This window comes from Rhizobacter sp. SG703 (genome assembly GCF_012275445.1).
GTDB lineage: Bacteria > Pseudomonadota > Gammaproteobacteria > Burkholderiales > Burkholderiaceae_C > Rhizobacter.
In genome coordinates, this window is the sequence record NZ_JAAZQK010000007.1 from 312559 (window position 1) to 330836 (window position 18278).

At 69.7% G+C, this 18278-nt stretch carries 15 protein-coding genes and 1 tRNA gene; 9 read left to right on the forward strand and 7 right to left on the reverse strand.

The annotated features are described in order from the left end of the window. The first annotated feature begins 17 nt into the window (after positions 1-17). Positions 18-2549 (forward strand): ATP-binding protein, encoded by a 2532-nt coding sequence (locus FHT26_RS16990; protein WP_168561291.1) that lies wholly within the window; start codon positions 18-20, stop codon positions 2547-2549. Here the strand turns inward: FHT26_RS16990 and FHT26_RS16995 are convergent. From FHT26_RS16995 to FHT26_RS17010, 4 genes are all read right to left on the reverse strand, one after another. Next, positions 2527-2913, reverse strand: a complete 387-nt coding sequence (locus FHT26_RS16995; RefSeq protein ID WP_168561292.1) for a hypothetical protein — start codon at positions 2911-2913, stop codon at positions 2527-2529. The genes FHT26_RS16990 and FHT26_RS16995 overlap by 23 nt on opposite strands. 12 nt (positions 2914-2925) lie before the next feature. Then, complete coding sequence (locus FHT26_RS17000; RefSeq protein WP_168561293.1) at positions 2926-5094, reverse strand: toll/interleukin-1 receptor domain-containing protein; 2169 nt, start codon at positions 5092-5094, stop codon at positions 2926-2928. Further along, positions 5091-5666, reverse strand: coding sequence for a hypothetical protein (locus tag FHT26_RS17005; RefSeq protein ID WP_168561294.1), 576 nt, complete (start codon positions 5664-5666; stop codon positions 5091-5093). The genes FHT26_RS17000 and FHT26_RS17005 overlap by 4 nt, the downstream gene beginning before the upstream one ends. A 114-nt stretch (positions 5667-5780) precedes the next feature. After that, complete coding sequence (locus FHT26_RS17010; RefSeq protein ID WP_168561295.1) at positions 5781-6026, reverse strand: hypothetical protein; 246 nt, start codon at positions 6024-6026, stop codon at positions 5781-5783. Positions 6027-6155: 129 nt separating this feature from the next. On the opposite strand from FHT26_RS17010, the gene FHT26_RS17015 reads away from it, so the two are divergent. The 6 genes from FHT26_RS17015 (at position 6156) to FHT26_RS17040 (ending at position 12851) form a co-directional block, all read left to right on the forward strand. Next, positions 6156-7091, forward strand: a complete 936-nt coding sequence (locus FHT26_RS17015) for an alpha/beta fold hydrolase (protein ID WP_168561296.1) — start codon at positions 6156-6158, stop codon at positions 7089-7091. 145 nt (positions 7092-7236) lie between these two features. Next, positions 7237-8341 (forward strand): peptide chain release factor 2 gene (gene prfB / locus FHT26_RS17020; RefSeq protein ID WP_168561297.1). Its coding sequence is split into 2 segments (ribosomal slippage): positions 7237-7317 and positions 7319-8341, totalling 1104 coding nucleotides; the frame shifts between segments, so codons are not numbered across the junction. Beyond that, on the forward strand, positions 8341-9003 hold the full coding sequence (locus tag FHT26_RS17025; protein ID WP_168561298.1) for an HAD family hydrolase: 663 nt from the start codon (positions 8341-8343) through the stop codon (positions 9001-9003). Before prfB ends, FHT26_RS17025 begins: the two co-directional genes overlap by 1 nt. A gap of 15 nt (positions 9004-9018) precedes the next feature. Next, the gene (gene pepN, locus FHT26_RS17030) at positions 9019-11715 is read left to right on the forward strand and encodes an aminopeptidase N (protein ID WP_168561299.1); all 2697 of its coding nucleotides are present in this window, start codon (positions 9019-9021) and stop codon (positions 11713-11715) included. Continuing rightward, positions 11712-12749, forward strand: a complete 1038-nt coding sequence (locus tag FHT26_RS17035; protein WP_168561300.1) for a class 1 fructose-bisphosphatase — start codon at positions 11712-11714, stop codon at positions 12747-12749. Before pepN ends, FHT26_RS17035 begins: the two co-directional genes overlap by 4 nt. Positions 12750-12775: 26 nt before the next feature. Continuing rightward, positions 12776-12851: transfer RNA gene (locus FHT26_RS17040), tRNA-Thr, on the forward strand. Positions 12852-12928: 77 nt separating this feature from the next. Here the strand turns inward: FHT26_RS17040 and FHT26_RS30390 are convergent. Together FHT26_RS30390 and FHT26_RS17050 are read right to left on the reverse strand one after the other, a co-directional pair. Then, positions 12929-14500 (reverse strand): methyl-accepting chemotaxis protein, encoded by a 1572-nt coding sequence (locus FHT26_RS30390; protein WP_282597179.1) that lies wholly within the window; start codon positions 14498-14500, stop codon positions 12929-12931. A 198-nt stretch (positions 14501-14698) separates the two neighbouring features. Further along, entirely contained in the window at positions 14699-15106 is a 408-nt protein-coding gene (locus tag FHT26_RS17050; protein ID WP_168561302.1) for a hypothetical protein, read from the reverse strand. Between the two features lie 228 nt (positions 15107-15334). Here FHT26_RS17050 and FHT26_RS17055 point away from each other — a divergent pair, with 228 nt between their 5' ends. After that, on the forward strand, positions 15335-15478 hold the full coding sequence (locus FHT26_RS17055; RefSeq protein WP_168561303.1) for a hypothetical protein: 144 nt from the start codon (positions 15335-15337) through the stop codon (positions 15476-15478). 5 nt (positions 15479-15483) lie between these two features. Here FHT26_RS17055 and FHT26_RS17060 read toward each other — a convergent pair whose 3' ends face one another. Then, positions 15484-16203, reverse strand: coding sequence for an SDR family NAD(P)-dependent oxidoreductase (locus FHT26_RS17060; protein ID WP_168561304.1), 720 nt, complete (start codon positions 16201-16203; stop codon positions 15484-15486). Between the two features lie 313 nt (positions 16204-16516). On the opposite strand from FHT26_RS17060, the gene FHT26_RS17065 reads away from it, so the two are divergent. Further along, positions 16517-18253, forward strand: coding sequence for a beta-1,3-glucanase family protein (locus FHT26_RS17065; protein ID WP_210427444.1), 1737 nt, complete (start codon positions 16517-16519; stop codon positions 18251-18253). Positions 18254-18278 lie beyond the last annotated feature (25 nt).

The following is an 18278-nucleotide window of genomic DNA, read 5'->3' on the forward strand; positions in this document are numbered from 1 at the left end:
CGCCTTGGAGGATCCACTTGCCTGACCACTACCGCTTCGGACGCATCGCGCTGAGCCCGGCCACGCGCCAGCTGCTGATCGACGGCCAGCCCGCGCTGCTCGGCGCGCGCGCGTTCGACCTGCTGCAGGCGCTGGTCGAGCGCAGCGACCGGCTGGTGTCGAAGGGGGAACTGCTCGACCTGGTCTGGCCCGGCCTCGTGGTCGAAGAGAACAACCTGCAGGTGCATGTCTCGGCGCTGCGCAAGCTGCTGGGCGCGCAGGCGATCTCGACGGTGCCGGGGCGCGGCTACCGCTTCACGATGACCCCCTCGCCTTCGCCCGCGCCCGCGCCGGCGGTTGCACCGGCCCGGCCGCCGCGCGATGCGTTGCCCGAGCGGCCGGTCGCGCTGGTCGGGCGCGAGCGCGAACTGGCCGAGCTGCTGGCGCAGCTGGACGGCTCGGGCCTGGTGACGCTGGTCGGCCCCGGCGGCATCGGCAAGACCTCGCTGGCCCGCGCCGCCGCCCAGGCGCGGCGCGAGGCCTGGGCCGACGGCGTCGCATGGGTCGAACTCGCGTCGCTGACCGATGCCTCGCTGATCGGCGGCGCGATCGCGCAGGCACTGTCGCTGCAGCTCGCGGTGGGCGGCGATGCAACCGCCGCGCTGCTGGCGTCGGTGAAGAACCTGCAGGCGCTGCTGGTGCTCGACAACGCCGAACACCTGCTCGACGGCCTCGCGCCGCTGGTGCAGGCACTGCAGCAGGGCGCTCCCGGCCTGCGGCTGCTGGTGACGAGCCAGGTGCCGCTGCACCTGGCGGGCGAGCGGCTGCAGCGCATCGGGGCGCTGGCGGTACCGCCCGACGGCAGCGCCGCCGGTCCGGCGCTGCAGCATGGCGCGGTCGCGCTGTTCTGCGAGCGCGCGCTGGCGGTCGACCGCCGCTTCGCACTGACCGATGCCAACGTCGGCGCGGTGACCGAGATCTGCCGCCGGCTCGACGGCGTGCCGCTGGCGCTCGAACTGGCGGCCGCGCGCGTGCCGGTGCTGGGCGTCGGCGGGATCGCATCGCGGCTGGACGACCGCTTCCGGCTGCTGGCCAGCAGCACGCGCGGCACGCCGACGCGCCAGCAGACGCTGCAGGCGGCGCTCGACTGGAGCCTGTCGCTGCTGACGCCGGCGCAGCGCGCGCTGTTCGACTCGCTCGGGGTGTTCGCCGGCGGCTTCACGCTGGCGCTGGCCAGTGCGGTGCTGGCCGACGGCAGCGATGCCGACGGCTGGGCCGCGATCGACGGGCTGGCGCTGCTGTCGGACCATTCGCTGGTCCAGGTCGGCGACGGCGACCCGCCGCGCTATGCGCTCAGCGAGAGCGCACGGGCCTATGCGCAGTCCCGGCTGGCGGACGACCCGCAGGCCGATGCGCTGCGCGGCCGCCATGCGCGTGCGCTGCGCGCGTTCTTCGCCGGTGCGCAACGCGACTGGCTGCGGATGGCCGATGCGCCGTGGCTCGCGCTGTACGAGCCGGAGCTCGACAACCTGCGGGCCGCGCTCGCGTGGTCGCAGCAGCACGACCCCGAGACGCTGGTCGCGCTGGTCGGCGCGGCCGCGCCGCTGTGGCATCACCTGTCGCTGCATGCCGAGGCCAGGCGCTGGCATGACATCAGCGAGGCGATGGTTGATGACAACGTTCCCAAGCCACTCGCTGCAGCCTGGTGGCGGGCCGCGCAATGGGTGTGGGCCGACGCCTCGCCGGGGCGCTCGCGCGGCGCGGCCGACCATGCGCAGTCGCTGTTCCGTGCGCTCGGCGACGAGCACGGGCTGTACGCGCAGCTGACCGGACTGGCCGGGTTGTGGCACGAGCCGAACCCGGCGGCGCGGGCGGCGCTGGACGAAGCGTTGGCACTGGAGCGGCCGGACTGGCCGGCGCGCGAGCGCGCCTGGGGCCAGCGTGCGCGGGCCGACGTGGCGCGCGCCGAAGGCCGGCTGGCGGACAGCCGGGCCGCTCGCGAGGTCGAACTCGGGTTGCGGATCGCCGCCGGCGACGAGCGCGGCGCGTGGCGCGCACGCGCGCACCTGGCCGACCTGGCGCTGGCCATCGGCGAGGTCGACGAGGCGGTGTACCTCGGTCATCAACTGGTCGATGCGCTGCGAGACAAGCGCGCGCCGGCGACGCTGTGCACCGCGCAGCTGAACCTGATGCATGCGCTGCTGGTCCGGGGGTCGGTCGACGAGGCATGGTCACTGTCGAGGGCGACGCTGCAGCTGGCGCTCGATCACGGCCTGACGTGGCAAGCGGTCGATGTGCTGGCCTGGTTGGCCGCCTGCCAGGGCGACCTGCAGGCGGCGGCCCGTCTGGCCGGGTGGTCCGATGCGTCGTACCGGCAGCGCGACGAGCCGCGCACACCGGCACGCGAGCACGCCCGCGAAGAAGTGCGGCGGCGCTTGTCCGGCCTGCCGGCAACGCTGCAGGAGCCGTTGCGAAAGAACGGCGAGCAACTCGACGCGTCCAGCGCCATGGCGCTGTGGGACGGCGTCGCGCGCTCAACCAGGGCGCTCAGCGGTTCTCGTTCTGGATGACGGGATCCACGCTGCCGGTCAGTCCGGTGGCCAGGTGGATGACGTTCACCAGGTAGGGATAGGCCAGGCCGCTCTGATTCACGTTCGAGACCGTCGCGGTCCGCATGTCGTCCGAATACTGGATCGTCGTGAACGAGGCGTCCCATCCGTTCGAGAGGGATTGGATGCCGGAAAGCTTGTCGCGGAACGCGTACCCTGACGTCGCCACCTGGAAGACGATATTCACGCTGTCGCCGATGCCGATCAGGTTCAGGAACTCCGGCTCCACTCGCGTCACCACGACGTTGGGCGCTTCGGCTGTCATGTACGCAGCGATGGTGACGGTCATTGTCGGCGGGATCGGCACGATGGATTCGTTGCTCATGGGGTAGTCCTTCTAGTTGGATGTGTGACTGCTTCCGCCCCGCGCGGTCTGCAATCGTCTGGCGAGTTCGGCGTATGCGGGGTGCCGATAAGTGGTTTTCTCGATCCGGGTTGCAAGCGCCTGGGCGCCCTTGACATCGCCGAGCCCGAGCCGGGCCCGCGCGAGCGGTGTCAGGACCGCGCCGTCGTCCATCGCGGCGAACGGCGCCAGCGCGGACTCCACGCGCTTCCAGGCCTGCTGCGCGACATCGCGGCGATCCGGCTCCGCGAGCACCGCCAGCGCCGCGGCGGCGCCGGAGATCTCGACCGCCTGCCGCGCAGCGAGGTGCGCGTCGCCCTTCGCCTGCATGTCAGTGGATGCCAGCAACGCCTGCAGCTTCGAGATCAATTCGCCGCGCCCCGGGGCCTGCACGACTTGCGCCGTCAATTCCAGCAGGCGACTGCGCAGCCCGACCGCGTAGCGGGCATCCCGCGCCTCGCCGGCGAGGAACTTGTCGACGCACGCGGTCGCCGCGGTCAGCTCCTCGCGGGCCGCGTCGTGCCGCGATTGCGCCACCAGGGTCTCGATCAGGCGCAGCCGCGCAAAGCACGCATCGCCGAGCCACAGCATGTTGCTCGCGTCGGCCAGCACCAGGTTGTCGGCCATCTTCAATCCCGCGCGGCTGTGCAGTTCCGCATCGTGCGGCCGGCCGAGTGCCAGCTCGAAGAAGCTGATGATGTTGAGCGCGTTCTGGATACTGCGCTGCGCCACGCGGCTCTTCGACGAGTCGGCCATCCGCTGGTGCAGCGCGAGCTTCTCCTGCTGCTCTCGCAGCGCATGCTCGTAGTCGCCGAGCGCCGCGTAGGTTTCGGCGAGCCAGCCATGGTTCTGCGCCCATTCGGAGGCGAACTCCGGGCGCTTGGGCGCCAGTTCGCGAAGCAGCTCGTCGGCCTGGCGCAGCGATGCGAGCGCATCCGAAGGCCGCCCCATCCCGAGTTGCACGCCACCGATGTTCACGTGGGCAAACGCCACTTCGGCCCGCCAGTCGAGGTTGGCGGAGTCCAGCGCGACAAGCCGCTGCGCGAGGGCGAGGTACTCCTGGAAGCGAGCCAGCGCGGCCCGCCCGTCCAGATGCTTCCATGCGGCATAGCCAACCCAGAACACGCTTTGCGCATGGTCGAAGATGCGCTGGCCATCGCCGGGCGCCTTCAGCAACAGCTGCCGCGTGGTGGCGGCCGCCTGCTCGAAGGCCGCCTGGGCCTCGACCGCGTTGCCACGCAGGTCGCGGATCTCGCCGATCAGGTGCATGGCCCGCGACCGATGACCGAGCGCCGTGGCGTCGAGCCGATCGGCGTGCTGTTCGGCGTAGTACGCGAGCGCCTTCTCCCCCACCGAATCCAGCACCTCCAGTCGACCCACCGGTTCGAGCTTCTTGCGCAGGTCGCCGAGCATGAACTCGATCAGGCCCTCGGCCTGCGCACGCTGGTGCTGTGCTTCATTGCGCGCTCGCACCGCCAGCACCGCCAGCAGCGCGAACACGACCACGCCGACAGCCGAAGCGGTCGCGATCGCCGCCAGCCAGCGCAGCCGCCGCTGCGTGTCGCGCTGGACCAGGTCGTCGAAGCCGACGCCGATCATGCCGGCCAGCAGCTTCAGCGCGGCGCGGCGCGGGCCGTCGCCTTCGGCGCGCTGGTCGGCGGCAATCGGCTCCAGCGGCTCGCCTTCGGCACGGCCGTCGGGCGTCAGCGCAAAACGCAGCGCCGGCGGGAAGCATTCGCTCGCCTCGCGGCCCGGCGTGTTGCTCGCGAACGGCTCGCCGCGCGCGATCAGCGCCAGCACGCGGCCTTCGCCATGCAGGCGCTTGAATTCGATGATCTCGCGGTTCACCCACGGCGAACGCGCGGCGTCCGGCGAGCAGACGACGATCAGCCAGCGGCTGGCCGCGAGGGCCTCCTGCACGCTCGCCTTCAGGTCGGCGCCGGCGTTCAGCTCGTCGCGATCGCGAAACAGCGGCGGCAGGCGCGCCGGCACCGGCCCGTGCGGCGTCGCGCGCCCGAGCAACCGGCGCGGGATGCGGTACGTCTCGAGCTGCCGCTGCAGCCGGCGCGCCGCCACCTTGTCGTGGTGGCTGTAGCTGATGAAGGCCCCGTAGCGCGGTGCAGGAACAGGCGATGCGGTGGCCGGCGTTTCGTCGGCGTTCATCGCCGCGTGTCCCTCACGTGGGCCAGCACCGCGTCGAGCCGGCGGCGGTCGCAGCACTGTTCCACCGTGCCGCCGGCCCGCGGCCACAGCAGCCTCGGTCGCTGGCGCGGCCGGGTCGACAGGTGCAGCACCGGGATGCGGCGCCGGAAGGCCTCGTCGACGACGTCGGCCGTGCCGCCGGTGCCGCGCGACGGCGCACCGTCCCACAGTGCAAGAAGCAGGTCGGCCTGGTCGAGCAGCGCATGCCCGGCGCGCAGGTAGGTGCGCCCGGCCACGCCCAGCGGCCCGCGCAACTCGGTGATGCGTGCCGCGTCGGCCAGCAGCGCCCGGTACTCGCGACGCGACGCGGCGCTGCTGAAGCCGCGCGCGTAGTCGTCGCGCGGGCGCGGCAGCACCGCGTGCAGCGTGTAGCCGATCTGCAGGCCGAGCCACGCGAGGTGGCGGTCGCTGCCTTCGGCGAGGTTCGACAGCAGCACCGGCTCGATGCAGCGCGATGCGCTCGCCAGGTGGGCGAGCACCGGCTCGATCTGCGGCGTGATCTGGTCCAGCTGATGTTGCGAGATGCGATTCAAGCGATGCCCCGTGACACCGACGTGCAAGCCCCGCGCCGGCGGCCGTGGGTGGCACGGTGCCGGTGTCGCGATCTCCTCGAGCTCCCTCACGTCGTTACTGCAGAACGGCACGGGTCAGTCCAGTTTTTCCTTCACGGCGGACATGCCCTCCTCCCCGAGCATAGGGCGCGTTGGCCCCGCGCCCGACGACGGCGGCGTTCGCGCATGGCCGGCAGCGGTCGGAAGTGCGCAGGAAATCACGAGTGGCGCCGGCGTCGCGAGCGCATGGAAACCCGCGAACAGGGCCGCGACCCCGAGAACGGCCGCGGCGAAGCGCAGCTGGGGGGTCTGCAGGATGAAGATCGGGCGCATCGGTTTCATGGCCCGCATGGTCGGCGCTGCACCGTCCCGCCGTCCTGAAGCACGGCTGAATTGTCCTGAAGCCGCGCGCGCCGCCACTGTCCCTGGCCGGACAGCCGGCCGGCGGGCAAGCTCCTAACATCGGCGGCCATGTCGTCCTCCGCGCCCTACCTGCCCCATCGCCCCGGCCGCAGCCGCTTCGTCGACCTGCGCGGCCTGCGCTGCCACCTGAACGAATGGGGCGACGCGGGCCAGGCCAGCGCCGACCGGCCGACGCTCGTGATGCTGCATGGCTGGATGGACGTCGGCGCGTCGTTCCAGTTCGCGGTCGACGCGCTGGCGGCGATCGAGGGCGACGGCCGCCACGTGATCGCCCCCGACTGGCGCGGCTTCGGCCTCAGCGACCCGGGCGGCGCCGACGGCTACTGGTTCCCCGACTACCTCGGCGACCTCGATGCGCTGCTGGATTCGCGGGCCGATCCGGCCGCCCCGATCGACCTGCTCGGCCACAGCATGGGCGGCAACGTCGCGATGGTCTACGCCGGGGTGCGGCCCGAACGCATCCGCCGGCTCGTCAACCTGGAGGGCTTCGGCCTGCCGGCCACCCGCCCGGCGCAGGCGCCGGCGCGCTACCGGCAGTGGCTCGACGAACTGAAGCAGCCGGTGGCGCTGCGCCCGTACGACAGCCTGGCCGCGGTCGCCGACCGGCTGCGCAAGACCAACCCGCTGCTGCGCGCGGACCGCGCGGCCTGGCTGGCCGGCCACTGGTCGCGCCAGGCGGACGACGGCCGCTGGCACATCCTCGGCGATCCGGCCCACAAGCGCGCCAACCCGGTGCTCTACCAGAAGGACGAGGTGCTGGCCTGCTGGCAGCGCATCGCCGCGCCGCTGCTGTGGGTCGAGGGCGACCGCACCGACGTCGCCAAGTGGTGGGGCGACCGCTACCCGCGCAGCGACTTCGACGCCCGCCTCGCGCAGGTGCCGCGGGTCGAGCGCCAGGTGCTGTCGCCCGCCGGGCACATGCTGCACCACGACCAGCCGGAGGCACTCGCCGCCCATCTGGCACGCTTCCTCGAAGGAGGATGACGACCCCTCGGTCGACGGGACCATCGACCGATCCCCCGCGGGGATGCGGGCCGGCTTGGGGCGGCCCGCCGTTCGGCCCGCTCGCATGGGCATGTCGTGCGTGCGAAAATCCCGCGATTCGCAGAACACACACGGGAACCGCACCATGGACGTCGAACACATCAATGCCATCGGCAACACCCTGGCCGACCTGACCGAGCGCACGGTCGGCCTCCGGGGGTATCTTTGACTACGATCGCAAAGCACTGCGACTGAACGAAGTCAACGCCGCGCTCGAGAACCCCAAGGTCTGGGACGAACCGAAGCGCGCGCAGGAGCTGGGGCGCGAGAAGCGCACGCTGGAGCAGGTCGTCGAGACCATCGACCACCTGACCAGCAACCTGGCCGACAACTCCGAGCTGTACGAGATGTCGAAGGCCGAAGGCGACACCGACGGCCTGCAGGCCATCGAGGCCGAGACCGCGAAGCTGACCGAGATCGTCGACGGGCTCGAGTTCCGCCGCATGTTCAACAACCCGGCCGACCCGCTCAACTGCTTCCTCGACATCCAAGCCGGCGCCGGCGGCACCGAAGCCTGCGACTGGGCCGGCATGCTGCTGCGCCAGTACCTGAAGTACGCCGAGCGCAAGGATTTCAAGGCGACGGTCGAGGACGTGTCCGACGGCGACATCGCCGGCATCAAGAGCGCCACCATCAAGGTCGAGGGCGAGTACGCGTTCGGCTTGCTGCGCACCGAAACCGGCGTGCACCGCCTGGTGCGCAAGAGCCCGTTCGATTCCGCCGGCGGACGCCACACCAGCTTCGCGAGCGTGTTCGTCTACCCCGAGGTCGACGACACGATCGAGATCGACATCAACCCGTCGGACGTGCGCACCGACACCTTCCGCGCGAGCGGCGCCGGCGGCCAGCACATCAACAAGACCGATTCGGCGGTGCGCCTCACGCACATCCCGACCGGCATCGTCGTGCAGTGCCAGGACGGCCGCAGCCAGCACAGCAACCGCGACGTGGCCTGGAAGCGGCTGCGCTCGCGCCTGTACGACCACGAGATGCGCAAGCGCATGGAAGAGCAGCAGAAGCTGGAAGACACCAAGACCGACGTCGGCTGGGGCCACCAGATCCGCAGCTACGTGCTCGACCAGAGCCGCATCAAGGACCTGCGCACCAACGTGGAGATTTCCAACACCCAGAAGGTGCTGGACGGCGACCTCGACCAGTTCATCACCGCCAGCCTGAAGCAGGGCATCTGATGACGCAGCTGAAGGCCCTGCTCTTCGACCTGGACGGCACGCTGATCGACAGCATGCCGCACCACCACACCGCCTGGGTCGAGTGGCACCGGCGGCGCGAGCTGACGATCGATGCCGAGCGCTTCTTCCTCGAGACGGCCGGGCGCAGCAACGTCGAGATCTTCACCGACATGCTGCCCGGGCGCAGCGGCGACGACTACGCCGCGCTCGCCGCCGAGAAGGAGGCGATCTACCGCGACATCGCCGCGACCCGCCTGGGGCTGATCGCCGGCACGCACGAGCTGCTCGACCGCGCCGCCGGGCTCGGGCTGAAGCTCGCGGTGTGCACCGCGTCGACGCCGCAGAACATCGCGCTGGCCTACGACCGCTTCGGCATCGGCGACAAGGTGCAGACCACCGTGAGCCCGGCCGACGGCCTGCGCGGCAAGCCGCATCCGGACATCTTCCTCGAGGCCGCGAAGCGCCTCGGCGTGAGCCCGGCCGACTGCCTGGTCTTCGAAGACGCGCCGCTCGGCGTCGAGGCCGCGCGCCGCGCCGGCATGAAGGCGGTTGCGCTGACCACGACCATGGGCGCCGACGCCTTCGCCGGCTTCGACAACGTCGTCGCCGTCGTGCCCGATCTGCAGGACATCAAGCTTTCCCTCCCGATCCATCAGCCCTGACGAAAGAAGAACACCATGCGTGAAGGCACTGCACCGCTGATCCGCCGCGAGGACTACACCGCGCCGGCGTTCTGGATCCGCACCGTCGACCTGACGTTCGACCTCGACCCGGCGAAGACGCTGGTCATCAACCGCATGACGATGGAGCGCAACACCGCGCTGCCGCCGCAGCCGCTGCGCCTGCACGGCGAAGACCTGACGCTGACGCGCGTGCTGGTCAACGGCGAATCGGTGTCGTTCCGCCATGAAGACGGCATGCTGGTGATCGACAGCCTGTCCGACGTGCCGGCCGGCGAGTTCACGCTCGAGATCCGCAACACCTGCGCACCCGAGAAGAACACCCAGCTGTCGGGGCTGTACACCTCGGGCGGCGGATTCTTCACGCAGTGCGAAGCCGAGGGCTTCCGCCGCATCGCGTACTTCCTCGACCGCCCGGACGTGATGGCGGTCTACACCGTGACGCTGAAGGCCAGCAAGAAGGCCTACCCGGTGCTGTTGTCGAACGGCAACCTGGTGCAGCAGGGCGAACTCGACAACGGCCGACACTTCGCGAAATGGCACGACCCGTTCCCGAAGCCGAGCTACCTGTTCGCGCTGGTCGCGGCCGACCTGGTCGCACGCGAACAGCACATCCGCACCCGCTCGGGCAAGGACCACCTGCTGCAGGTGTACGTGCGCCGCGGCGACCTCGAGAAGACCGAGCATGCGATGAACTCGCTGATCGCGAGCGTCGTGTGGGACGAGGCCCGCTTCAAGCTGCCGCTCGACCTGGAGCGTTTCATGATCGTCGCGGTCGGCGACTTCAACATGGGCGCGATGGAGAACAAGGGCCTGAACATCTTCAACACGAAGTTCGTTCTCGCCAACCCGGCCACCGCGACCGACGTGGACTACGCCGGCATCGAGAGCGTGGTCGGCCACGAGTACTTCCACAACTGGACCGGCAACCGCATCACCTGCCGCGACTGGTTCCAGCTGAGCCTGAAGGAAGGCCTGACGGTCTTCCGCGACCAGGAATTCAGCATGGACATGGCCGGCAGCCCGACGGCGCGCGCCGTCAAGCGCATCGAGGACGTGCGCCAGCTGCGCCAGATCCAGTTCCCCGAAGACGCCGGCTCGATGGCCCACCCGGTGCGCCCGGACAGCTACGTCGAGATCAACAACTTCTACACCGCGACCATCTACGAGAAGGGCTCGGAGGTGGTGCGGATGATGCAGACGCTGGTCGGCCGCGAAGGTTTCGCGCGCGGCATCACGCTGTACTTCGCACGCCACGACGGCCAGGCGGTGACCTGCGACGACTTCGCGCAGGCGATTGCCGATGCCAACCCCGACAGCGAGCTCGCGAAGCACCTGACGCAGTTCAAGCGCTGGTACAGCCAGGCCGGCACGCCGCGCGTCAACGCGCGCGGCCGCTACGACGCGCCGAGCCGCACCTACACGCTGGGCATCGAGCAGAGCTGCCCACCGTCGCCGGGGCAGATGGCGAAGGAATCGAACGTGATCCCGGTCGCGATGGGGCTGATCGGCCGCGACGGCCGGCCGCTGCCGCTGCAGCTCGAAGGCGAAGCGGCCGCCGGCGGCACCGAGCGCGTGCTGGTGCTGCACGAAGCGCGCAGCTTCTTCACCTTCGTCAACGTCGACGTCGAGCCGGTGCCGTCGCTGCTGCGCGGCTTCTCGGCGCCGGTGATGCTGATCGACCACCTGGCCGACGACGACCTGCTGGTGTTGCTGAAGCACGACAGCGACCCGTTCAACCGCTGGGAAGCCGGCCAGCGCCTGGCGCTGAACCGCCTGCTGGCCGCGGTGGCGAGCGAGCAGCCGCAGCCGCTGGACGCCGCCTTCATCGAGGCGATGCGCGCGGTGCTGCGCCACGACGCGCTCGACGCGGCGTTCAAGGAACTGGCGCTGACGCTGCCGAGCGAGACCTATGTCGCCGAGCAGCTCGACCTGGTCGACCCGCAGCGCATCCATGCGGCGCGCGAATCGATGAAGCTGCAGCTCGCGCAGGCGTTGCGCGACGACTGGCAACGGGCGTTCGACGAACATCAGGTGCGCGGCGGCTACTCGCCCGATCCGGTGTCGGCCGGCAAGCGCGCGCTGGCCAACCTGGCGCTGGCGATGCTGTGCCTCGATTCGACGCGCCGTGGCGACAGCGTGTGGCCGGGCCGCGCGTTCCAGCGCTTCAAGGACGCCGGCAACATGACCGACCGGCTTGGCGCGCTGGCCGCGCTGGTGCATGCGCATGCCGAGCTGGCCGAGCCGGCGCTGCAGCGCTTCCACGAGATCTTCAAGGGCGAGCCGCTGGTCATCGACAAGTGGTTCGCGCTGCAGGCGGGAGCGCCCGAGAAGGACGGCCGCGTGTTCACGCGGGCCAAGCAGCTGCTGCAGCACCGGGACTTCTCGCTGAAGAATCCGAACCGCGCGCGCAGCCTGATCACCACGCTGTGCATGCTGAACCCCGCGGCCTTCCACCGCAGCGATGCGGCCGGCTACGTGTTCTGGGCCGACAGGATGATCGAGCTGGACAGCCTGAACCCGCAGCTCGCCGCGCGCGTTGCCCGCGTGATGGACCGCTGGAGCAACCTGGCCGAGCCGTACCGCACCGCGGCCGGCGAGGCGCTGAAGCGCGTCGCGGCCAAGCCCGACCTGTCGAACGACGTGCGCGAGATCGTCGGCCGGGCGCTGCAATCCGGCGAGGGCGCGGCATGACGCAGCGCCTGACCCCGAAGCGCATCAGCCTGACGCAGTACCTGATCGAGCAGCAGCGCAGCCACGGCAACATCCCGGCCCAGCTGCGGCTCTTGATCGAGGTGGTGGCGCGCGCCTGCAAGCGCATCAGCATCAGCGTCAACAAGGGCGCGCTCGGCGGCGTGCTCGGCAGCGCCGAGACCGAGAACGTGCAGGGCGAGATGCAGAAGAAGCTCGACATCATCGCCAACGAGGTGCTGATCGAGGCCAACGAATGGGGCGGCCACCTGGCCGCGATGGCCAGCGAGGAGATGGAGGGCATCTACGTGGTGCCCAACCGCTTCCCGCAGGGCGAGTACCTGCTGCTGTTCGACCCGCTCGACGGCTCGAGCAACATCGACGTCAACGTCAGCATCGGCACGATCTTCTCGGTGCTGAAGAAGCCCGAGAACAGCGCCGGCGCCACGGTCGGCGTCAGCGAGGCCGATTTCCTGCAGCCCGGCTCGCAGCAGGCTGCCGCCGGCTATTGCGTGTACGGTCCGCAGACGATGCTGGTGCTGACGGTGGGCGACGGCGTCGCGATCTTCACGCTCGACCGCGAGGAAGGCGCCTGGCTGCTGACGCAGGACGGCGCGAAGATCCCGGAAGACACGAAGGAATTCGCGATCAACATGAGCAACCTGCGGCACTGGGCGCCGCCGATGCAGCGCTATGTCGAGGAGTGCCTGGCCGGCAGCACCGGCCCGCGCGGCAAGGACTTCAACATGCGCTGGATCGCCAGCATGGTGGCCGACGTGCACCGCATCCTGACGCGCGGCGGCGTGTTCATGTACCCCTGGGACCGGCGCGAGCCGAAGAAGGCCGGCAAGCTGCGGCTGATGTACGAGGCGAACCCGATGGCCTTCATCGTCGAGCAGGCGGGCGGCGCGGCGACCAACGCCGGGCAACGCATCCTCGACCTGCAGCCGACCGCGCTGCACGAACGCGTCAGCGTGATCCTGGGGTCGAAGAACGAAGTTGAGAGAGTCACGGCCTATCATCGCGAAAACGGCTGAAGCCACGCTATACTCGCTGGCTTCACGCCGGTGTAGCTCAGTTGGTAGAGCAGCGCATTCGTAATGCGAAGGTCGGGAGTTCGACTCTTCTCACCGGCACCAACATCTCCAGCCCCTCGGGGCCCGGATCAGGAAAAGCCGCTTCACAGCGGCTTTTTTTGTGCCCGCGCGTTGTCCCGTCAGGCCGGCATGGCTACCGGCCCGCCGCGCAGCTTGAACACCGCGACCGCTTCCACCAGCATGCGCGCCTGCTGCTTCAGGCTTTCGGCGGCCGCCGCGCCCTCTTCCACCAGCGCAGCGTTCTGCTGCGTCGCCTGGTCCATCTGCGACACCGCCTCGCCGACCTGCGAGACCCCCGAGCTCTGCTCGACCGCCGCCGAACTGATCTCGCCGACGATGTCGCTGACGCGCTGGATCGCCGCGACGATCTGCTGCATCGACTGCCCCGCCTGGTCGACCAGCGTCGTGCCCTGCTCGACCTGCGCGACGCTGTGGCCGATCAGCGCCTTGATCTCGCGCGCTGCCGACGCGCTGCGCTGGGCCAGCGTGCGCACCTCGGCGGCCACCACCGCGAAGCCGCGGCCCTGCTCGCCGGCACGCGCCGCTTCCACCGCCGCATTCAGCGCCAGGATGTTGGTCTGGAACGCGATGCCGTCGATCACCCCGATGATGTCGACGATCTTCTTCGACGACGCCTGGATGCCGCGCATCGTGTCGACCACCCGGCCCACCGCGGCACCGCCGTCATTCGCCGCACTCGCCGCGCCCAGCGCCAGCTGGTTGGCCTGGCGCGCGTTGTCGGCGTTGCTGCGCACCGTGACGTTCAGTTCTTCCATCGTCGCGGCCGTCTGCTGCAGCGCGCTCGCCTGCTCTTCGGTGCGCTGGCTCAGGTCGAGGTTGCCCTGCGCGATCTGCGAGCTGGCGGTGGCGACGCTCTCGGCGTTGCCGCGCACGCTGCCGACGATCTGCACCAGGCTGTCGCGCATGCGTTGCAGCGCGCGCAGCAGGTGGCCGGTCTCGTCGTGCGCGTCGATCTTCAGCGTGGTGCTCAGGTCGCCTTCGCTGACCTGTTCGGCCAGTGCCGCGGCCTGCTTCAGCGGCCGCACGATCGAGCGGGTGACGGCCCAGGCGATCAGCGCACCGAACGCCGCCGCCAGGCCGGCCAGGCCGAGCATCAGCAGGCTGTCGGCGCGGGCCGCCGCCTGGATGCCGCTCGCCACCTCGCGCATCTCCTGCTGCTGCGCGTCGACCAGCGCATCCACCGCCTTGAAATAGGCGTTCTGCATCGGCCGCACGTCGGCCAGCAGGGTTTTCGTCGCGGTGGCATCGTCGCCGGCCAGGCCCAGCGCGATCGCCTTGTCGAGCGCCTGCTCGTACGGCGGCAGCGTCTGCGACACCGCCTTCAGCAGCTCGCGGGTCGACGTGTTGCGCACCGTGGCTTCCAGGTCCGCGACGATCTCGGCATTCTTCGCGCGCATCTCGTCGATGCGCTTCTTCTCGGCCTGCATGCCGGCCGGCTCGGACAGCAGCACGATGTTGCGCACGCCGCGCGCGATCACGTTCTGGTTGTCCTTCATGCGCGACAGCTGTACCACCTTGGCCATCTCGCCGCTGGTGAGGTCGCCGACCTGCTGGCTGATGGCCGTCATCTGCTGCCGGGCCGACAGCGCCATCGCGACCGCCACCGTGATCGTGATCAGGAAGCCGGCACCGAGCCGCCTGCCGATCGTGAAATTGCCGAGGAAATTCATCGTGATCGTCCCGAGCACGCTGCGGCGGGAGGCCACTACCGGCGTACTGAAGGCGATATCGACGACGGATGGAACGGCATGAAGCCCACAAACGTCCCGTATTGCACACCCCGGGACCCGTCGTCGCATGAAAAACGCCCCGCGCGGCAAAAGCCGACGCGGGGCGCTCGATGAGATGCGGCCGTCAGGCCGCCGGCTTCATTGGGCCGAGCGCGTTGCGCGTTGCGCGCTCAGCTGGTTGTTGGTCTCGACGTTGTAGCCGGCCAGTTCGCTTTGCGACACGGTGCGGCCGATCAGCTTCATGCGCTGTTCGAACTGCTGTTGCGCGTTGCCGGCGAAGGTGTCGCTGACGACCGTTGCCGAGGTTTCGCCATGTGCCGCGGTGCGGCCGATCAAGTTCATCCGGGCGACGTGGTCGGCACGCTGTTCGGCAGCCGTCCGCAGCTTGCCGCTGTTGTCGACGAACTGGGCGGGCGCCTGTTCACCAGCCTGGGCGGTGCGGCCGATCAGGCGCATTCTTTCGGCATACGACGAGGTGTCGGCCAGCGCAGCGCCGTGGACGGCGGCAAGGGCGAGGGAGGCGGCGATGAAAAGCTTGCTGTTCATGATGAGTTCCTTGAGCTTGAAGGTGGCAATGAAAGGTTGATGGAGCTTGTTTTCTTGCGGGTCGCCACGCCTTCATCGCGTGTCCGGCTCGTTCGAACTCGACCGGTCATCTGGTGGAAGACGAAGAGTCGATGGGGTGAACTCTAGTGGTTAACCCTGAATTCATCGACGGCGGTTTGGTGAATTGATCGTTGCCACGATCGCAACAATGAACGCCGGCCTCCGGACTTGAAGTCGGGGAGATCGACGGGGGGTCCCGTCGCGTCGCGCCGGCTCGGGCCGAACGGCGAGATCAGCGACGAGAAGACGCGCGAGTTCCGCAGCCGGTTGCTGCAGGAGTTCGAGGCCTGGATCCAGCGCCAGCGGCGCTGAGGGCCTCAGCCGCCGCCGCGCACCGGAATCGCCGCGCCGTGCACGGCGCGCGCGTCGTCGCTGCACAGGAAGACGATCACGCGGGCGATGTCCTGTGGCGAGGTCCACTGGCCGGTGTCGGCGGTCGGCATCGCGTTGCGATTGGCTGGCGTGTCGATGGTGCCCGGCAGAACCGAATTGGCCCGCACGCCGCTGCCGCGCAACTCCTCGGCCAGCGCTGCCATCAGCGCGAGCACCGCGGCCTTCGACGCCGAATAGACCGCCGAGCCCGCGGCCGGCACCAGTCCCGACATCGCCGCCACGTTGACCAGCGCGCCGGCGCCGCGCGCCTGCATCGTCGGCACCACTGCGCGCAGCAGTGCATGGGTGGCACGCAGGTTCAGGTCGATCATCTGGTCGAACGCGGCGGCATCCTGCTGCCACAGCTTGACGCCGCCGGCCCAGCCGCCGATCGCATTGACCATCGCATCGAGCCGGCCGTGGCGCGCCAGGCAGGCGGCGACGCAGTCGCGCACCGCGGCCTCGTCGCTCGCGTCGAGCTCGATGCCTTCGACCGGCACCGCGCCGGCGCGCAGTTGTTTCTGCAGCGCATCGAAGGACTTGCGCTGGCGGTAGGTGACCAGCACCGTCGCGCCGCTGTCGACGAAGGCCTGCGTCACCGCACCGCCGAGCGCACCGGTGCCGCCGGCGACCAGCACCACGCGGGAAGAAGACGAAGAGCTCATGCGCAAGTCCTGATGGAAGAGGAACGGAGCCGGGGATTGTCGCCGGTCGCGCCGGGCCCCGGCCTCAATTGCAACCGATTGTTCTCAAGCGAGCGCTCCAGCGCCGGACCGACCCGCCCGACGCAGCACCTGTGAGCGATGCCACGTCCGATCGCACGGTCGTTCGTGAAAGCGCTTTCTGAATCGTCTCGCAATTGGTTGCAAGCCGCCGCCCCGTCGCGGCGGCGGCGATTCGAGAATCGCCCCCGGACGTCCGGCCCATGCCGGCACACACAGCGAGGGAAACGTCATGTTGGGAAAAGCAAGAAGCTTCTTGGGATGGATCGTCGCCGCGTTCGCGCTCGCGGCCGGCCTGGCGGGCCACGCCGCGGCGGCCGACTTCACGCAGGGCGTGACCAGTTCGGGCAGCACCGCGACGATCTGGTTCAAGTCGAACGTCGCGACCACCTGGGTCGACATCCACTACCAGGTCAATGGCGGCGCGCAGCAGAACCTGCGCATGGGCTACAACAGCGGCGCCGCCCGCTACGAGCAGGTGATCACCGGCGTCGCGAACGGCAACGCGCTCGGCTATTTCTTCACCTACAACAACGGTGCGCCGGCCTATGACTCGGCCCGCTTCACCGCGACGGTCGGCGGCGGCACGACCACCCCGCCGCCCGCGACCAGCGGCACGATCTGCTTCTACGAGCACGCCGACTACCAGGGCGCGTCGTTCTGCGGCGACGCCGACAACAGCTGGGTCGGCGCCACCTGGAACGACCGCGTCTCGTCGGTCAAGGTCAAGAGCGGCTACCAGGTCGACCTGTTCGACGACATCAACTTCGGCGGCCGCACGCTGACGCTCGGCGCCGACACGCCCAACCTGGTGAACGTGAACTTCAACGACATCATGTCGTCGTTCCGCGTGCGCCAGGGCAATGGCGGCGTCGACCTGCCGGTGGGCAGCGGCGTGATGACGATCAAGCTGGTGAACAACACCGGCGGCGCTTTCGCCGACAACCAGGTCTACTGGTCGATCATCGGCTACGACCCGGCGAGCAAGGTGCTGTCGCATGTCGACGCGAGCGGCCGCCTGGTGCCGTCCGCACTGGCCGACAACACGGCCGGCAACCGCCTCGCGAAGAACGGCCAGACCTACTCGAACTACTTCAACAAGCTGAGCGACGCCGGCTGGGTCTCGATCCCGAAGATCGACTCGGGCCGCATGTTCATCAGCCTCGGTTCGCCGATGTTCATCAAGATCAACACCGCGGGCGACGGCCGCCTGGGCTTCGCCGGTCCCGACCTGAACAACCCGACCGATCCGAACCAGGACGTGAACTTCGAGTGGATCGAGTTCACCGTCGACAACAGCGGCTACCACGGCAACACCACGCGGGTCGACCAGTTCGGCTTCCCGCTGAAGACGCGCCTGCTGGGCAAGGACGGCTACGACCGCACGCTGGGCGAGAACGCGTCGCGGGCGCAGATCTTTGCCGACTTCGAAGCGCTGCCGCAGGCCGAGTTCCGCGCGCTGGTGCAGCGGCCGTACCGCATCGTCGCGCCGGCCAAGGGCCAGTTCGGCGCGGGTCGCGCGCAGGGCAACTACTTCGCGTCGTACGTCGACCAGGTGTGGAGCCGCTACGCCGGCACCGACCTGGTGTTCAGCGCCGAGGCCGGCACCTTCCGCGGCCGCGTGATCGGCAACGATTTCGTGTTCTCGAAGGACGGCGGCCCGCAGAACCTGTACATCCGCGGCAAGCCCACCACGCAGGGCATCCTCGAGGCCTCGGGCAACCTGGCCAGCGGCAATTCGCAGGAGCTGGTGGTGCAGGCGCAGATCGCCGCCGCCTTCAACCGCCACCTGCTGATCAGCGTCGACCCGTCGCAGTGGAGCAACTCGGCCGCGTACTACCCCGCCGGCCCGGCCAACTACTACGCGAAGTTCTGGCATGACCACAGCATCGACGGCCTGGCCTACGGCTTCGCCTACGACGACGTGCGCAGCAAGAGCACGCTGCTGGAGCACCCGACGCCGCGCGGCATGATCGTCACGATCGGCTGGTAAGCCAGGCCCGCCCCGCGGCGCTGCC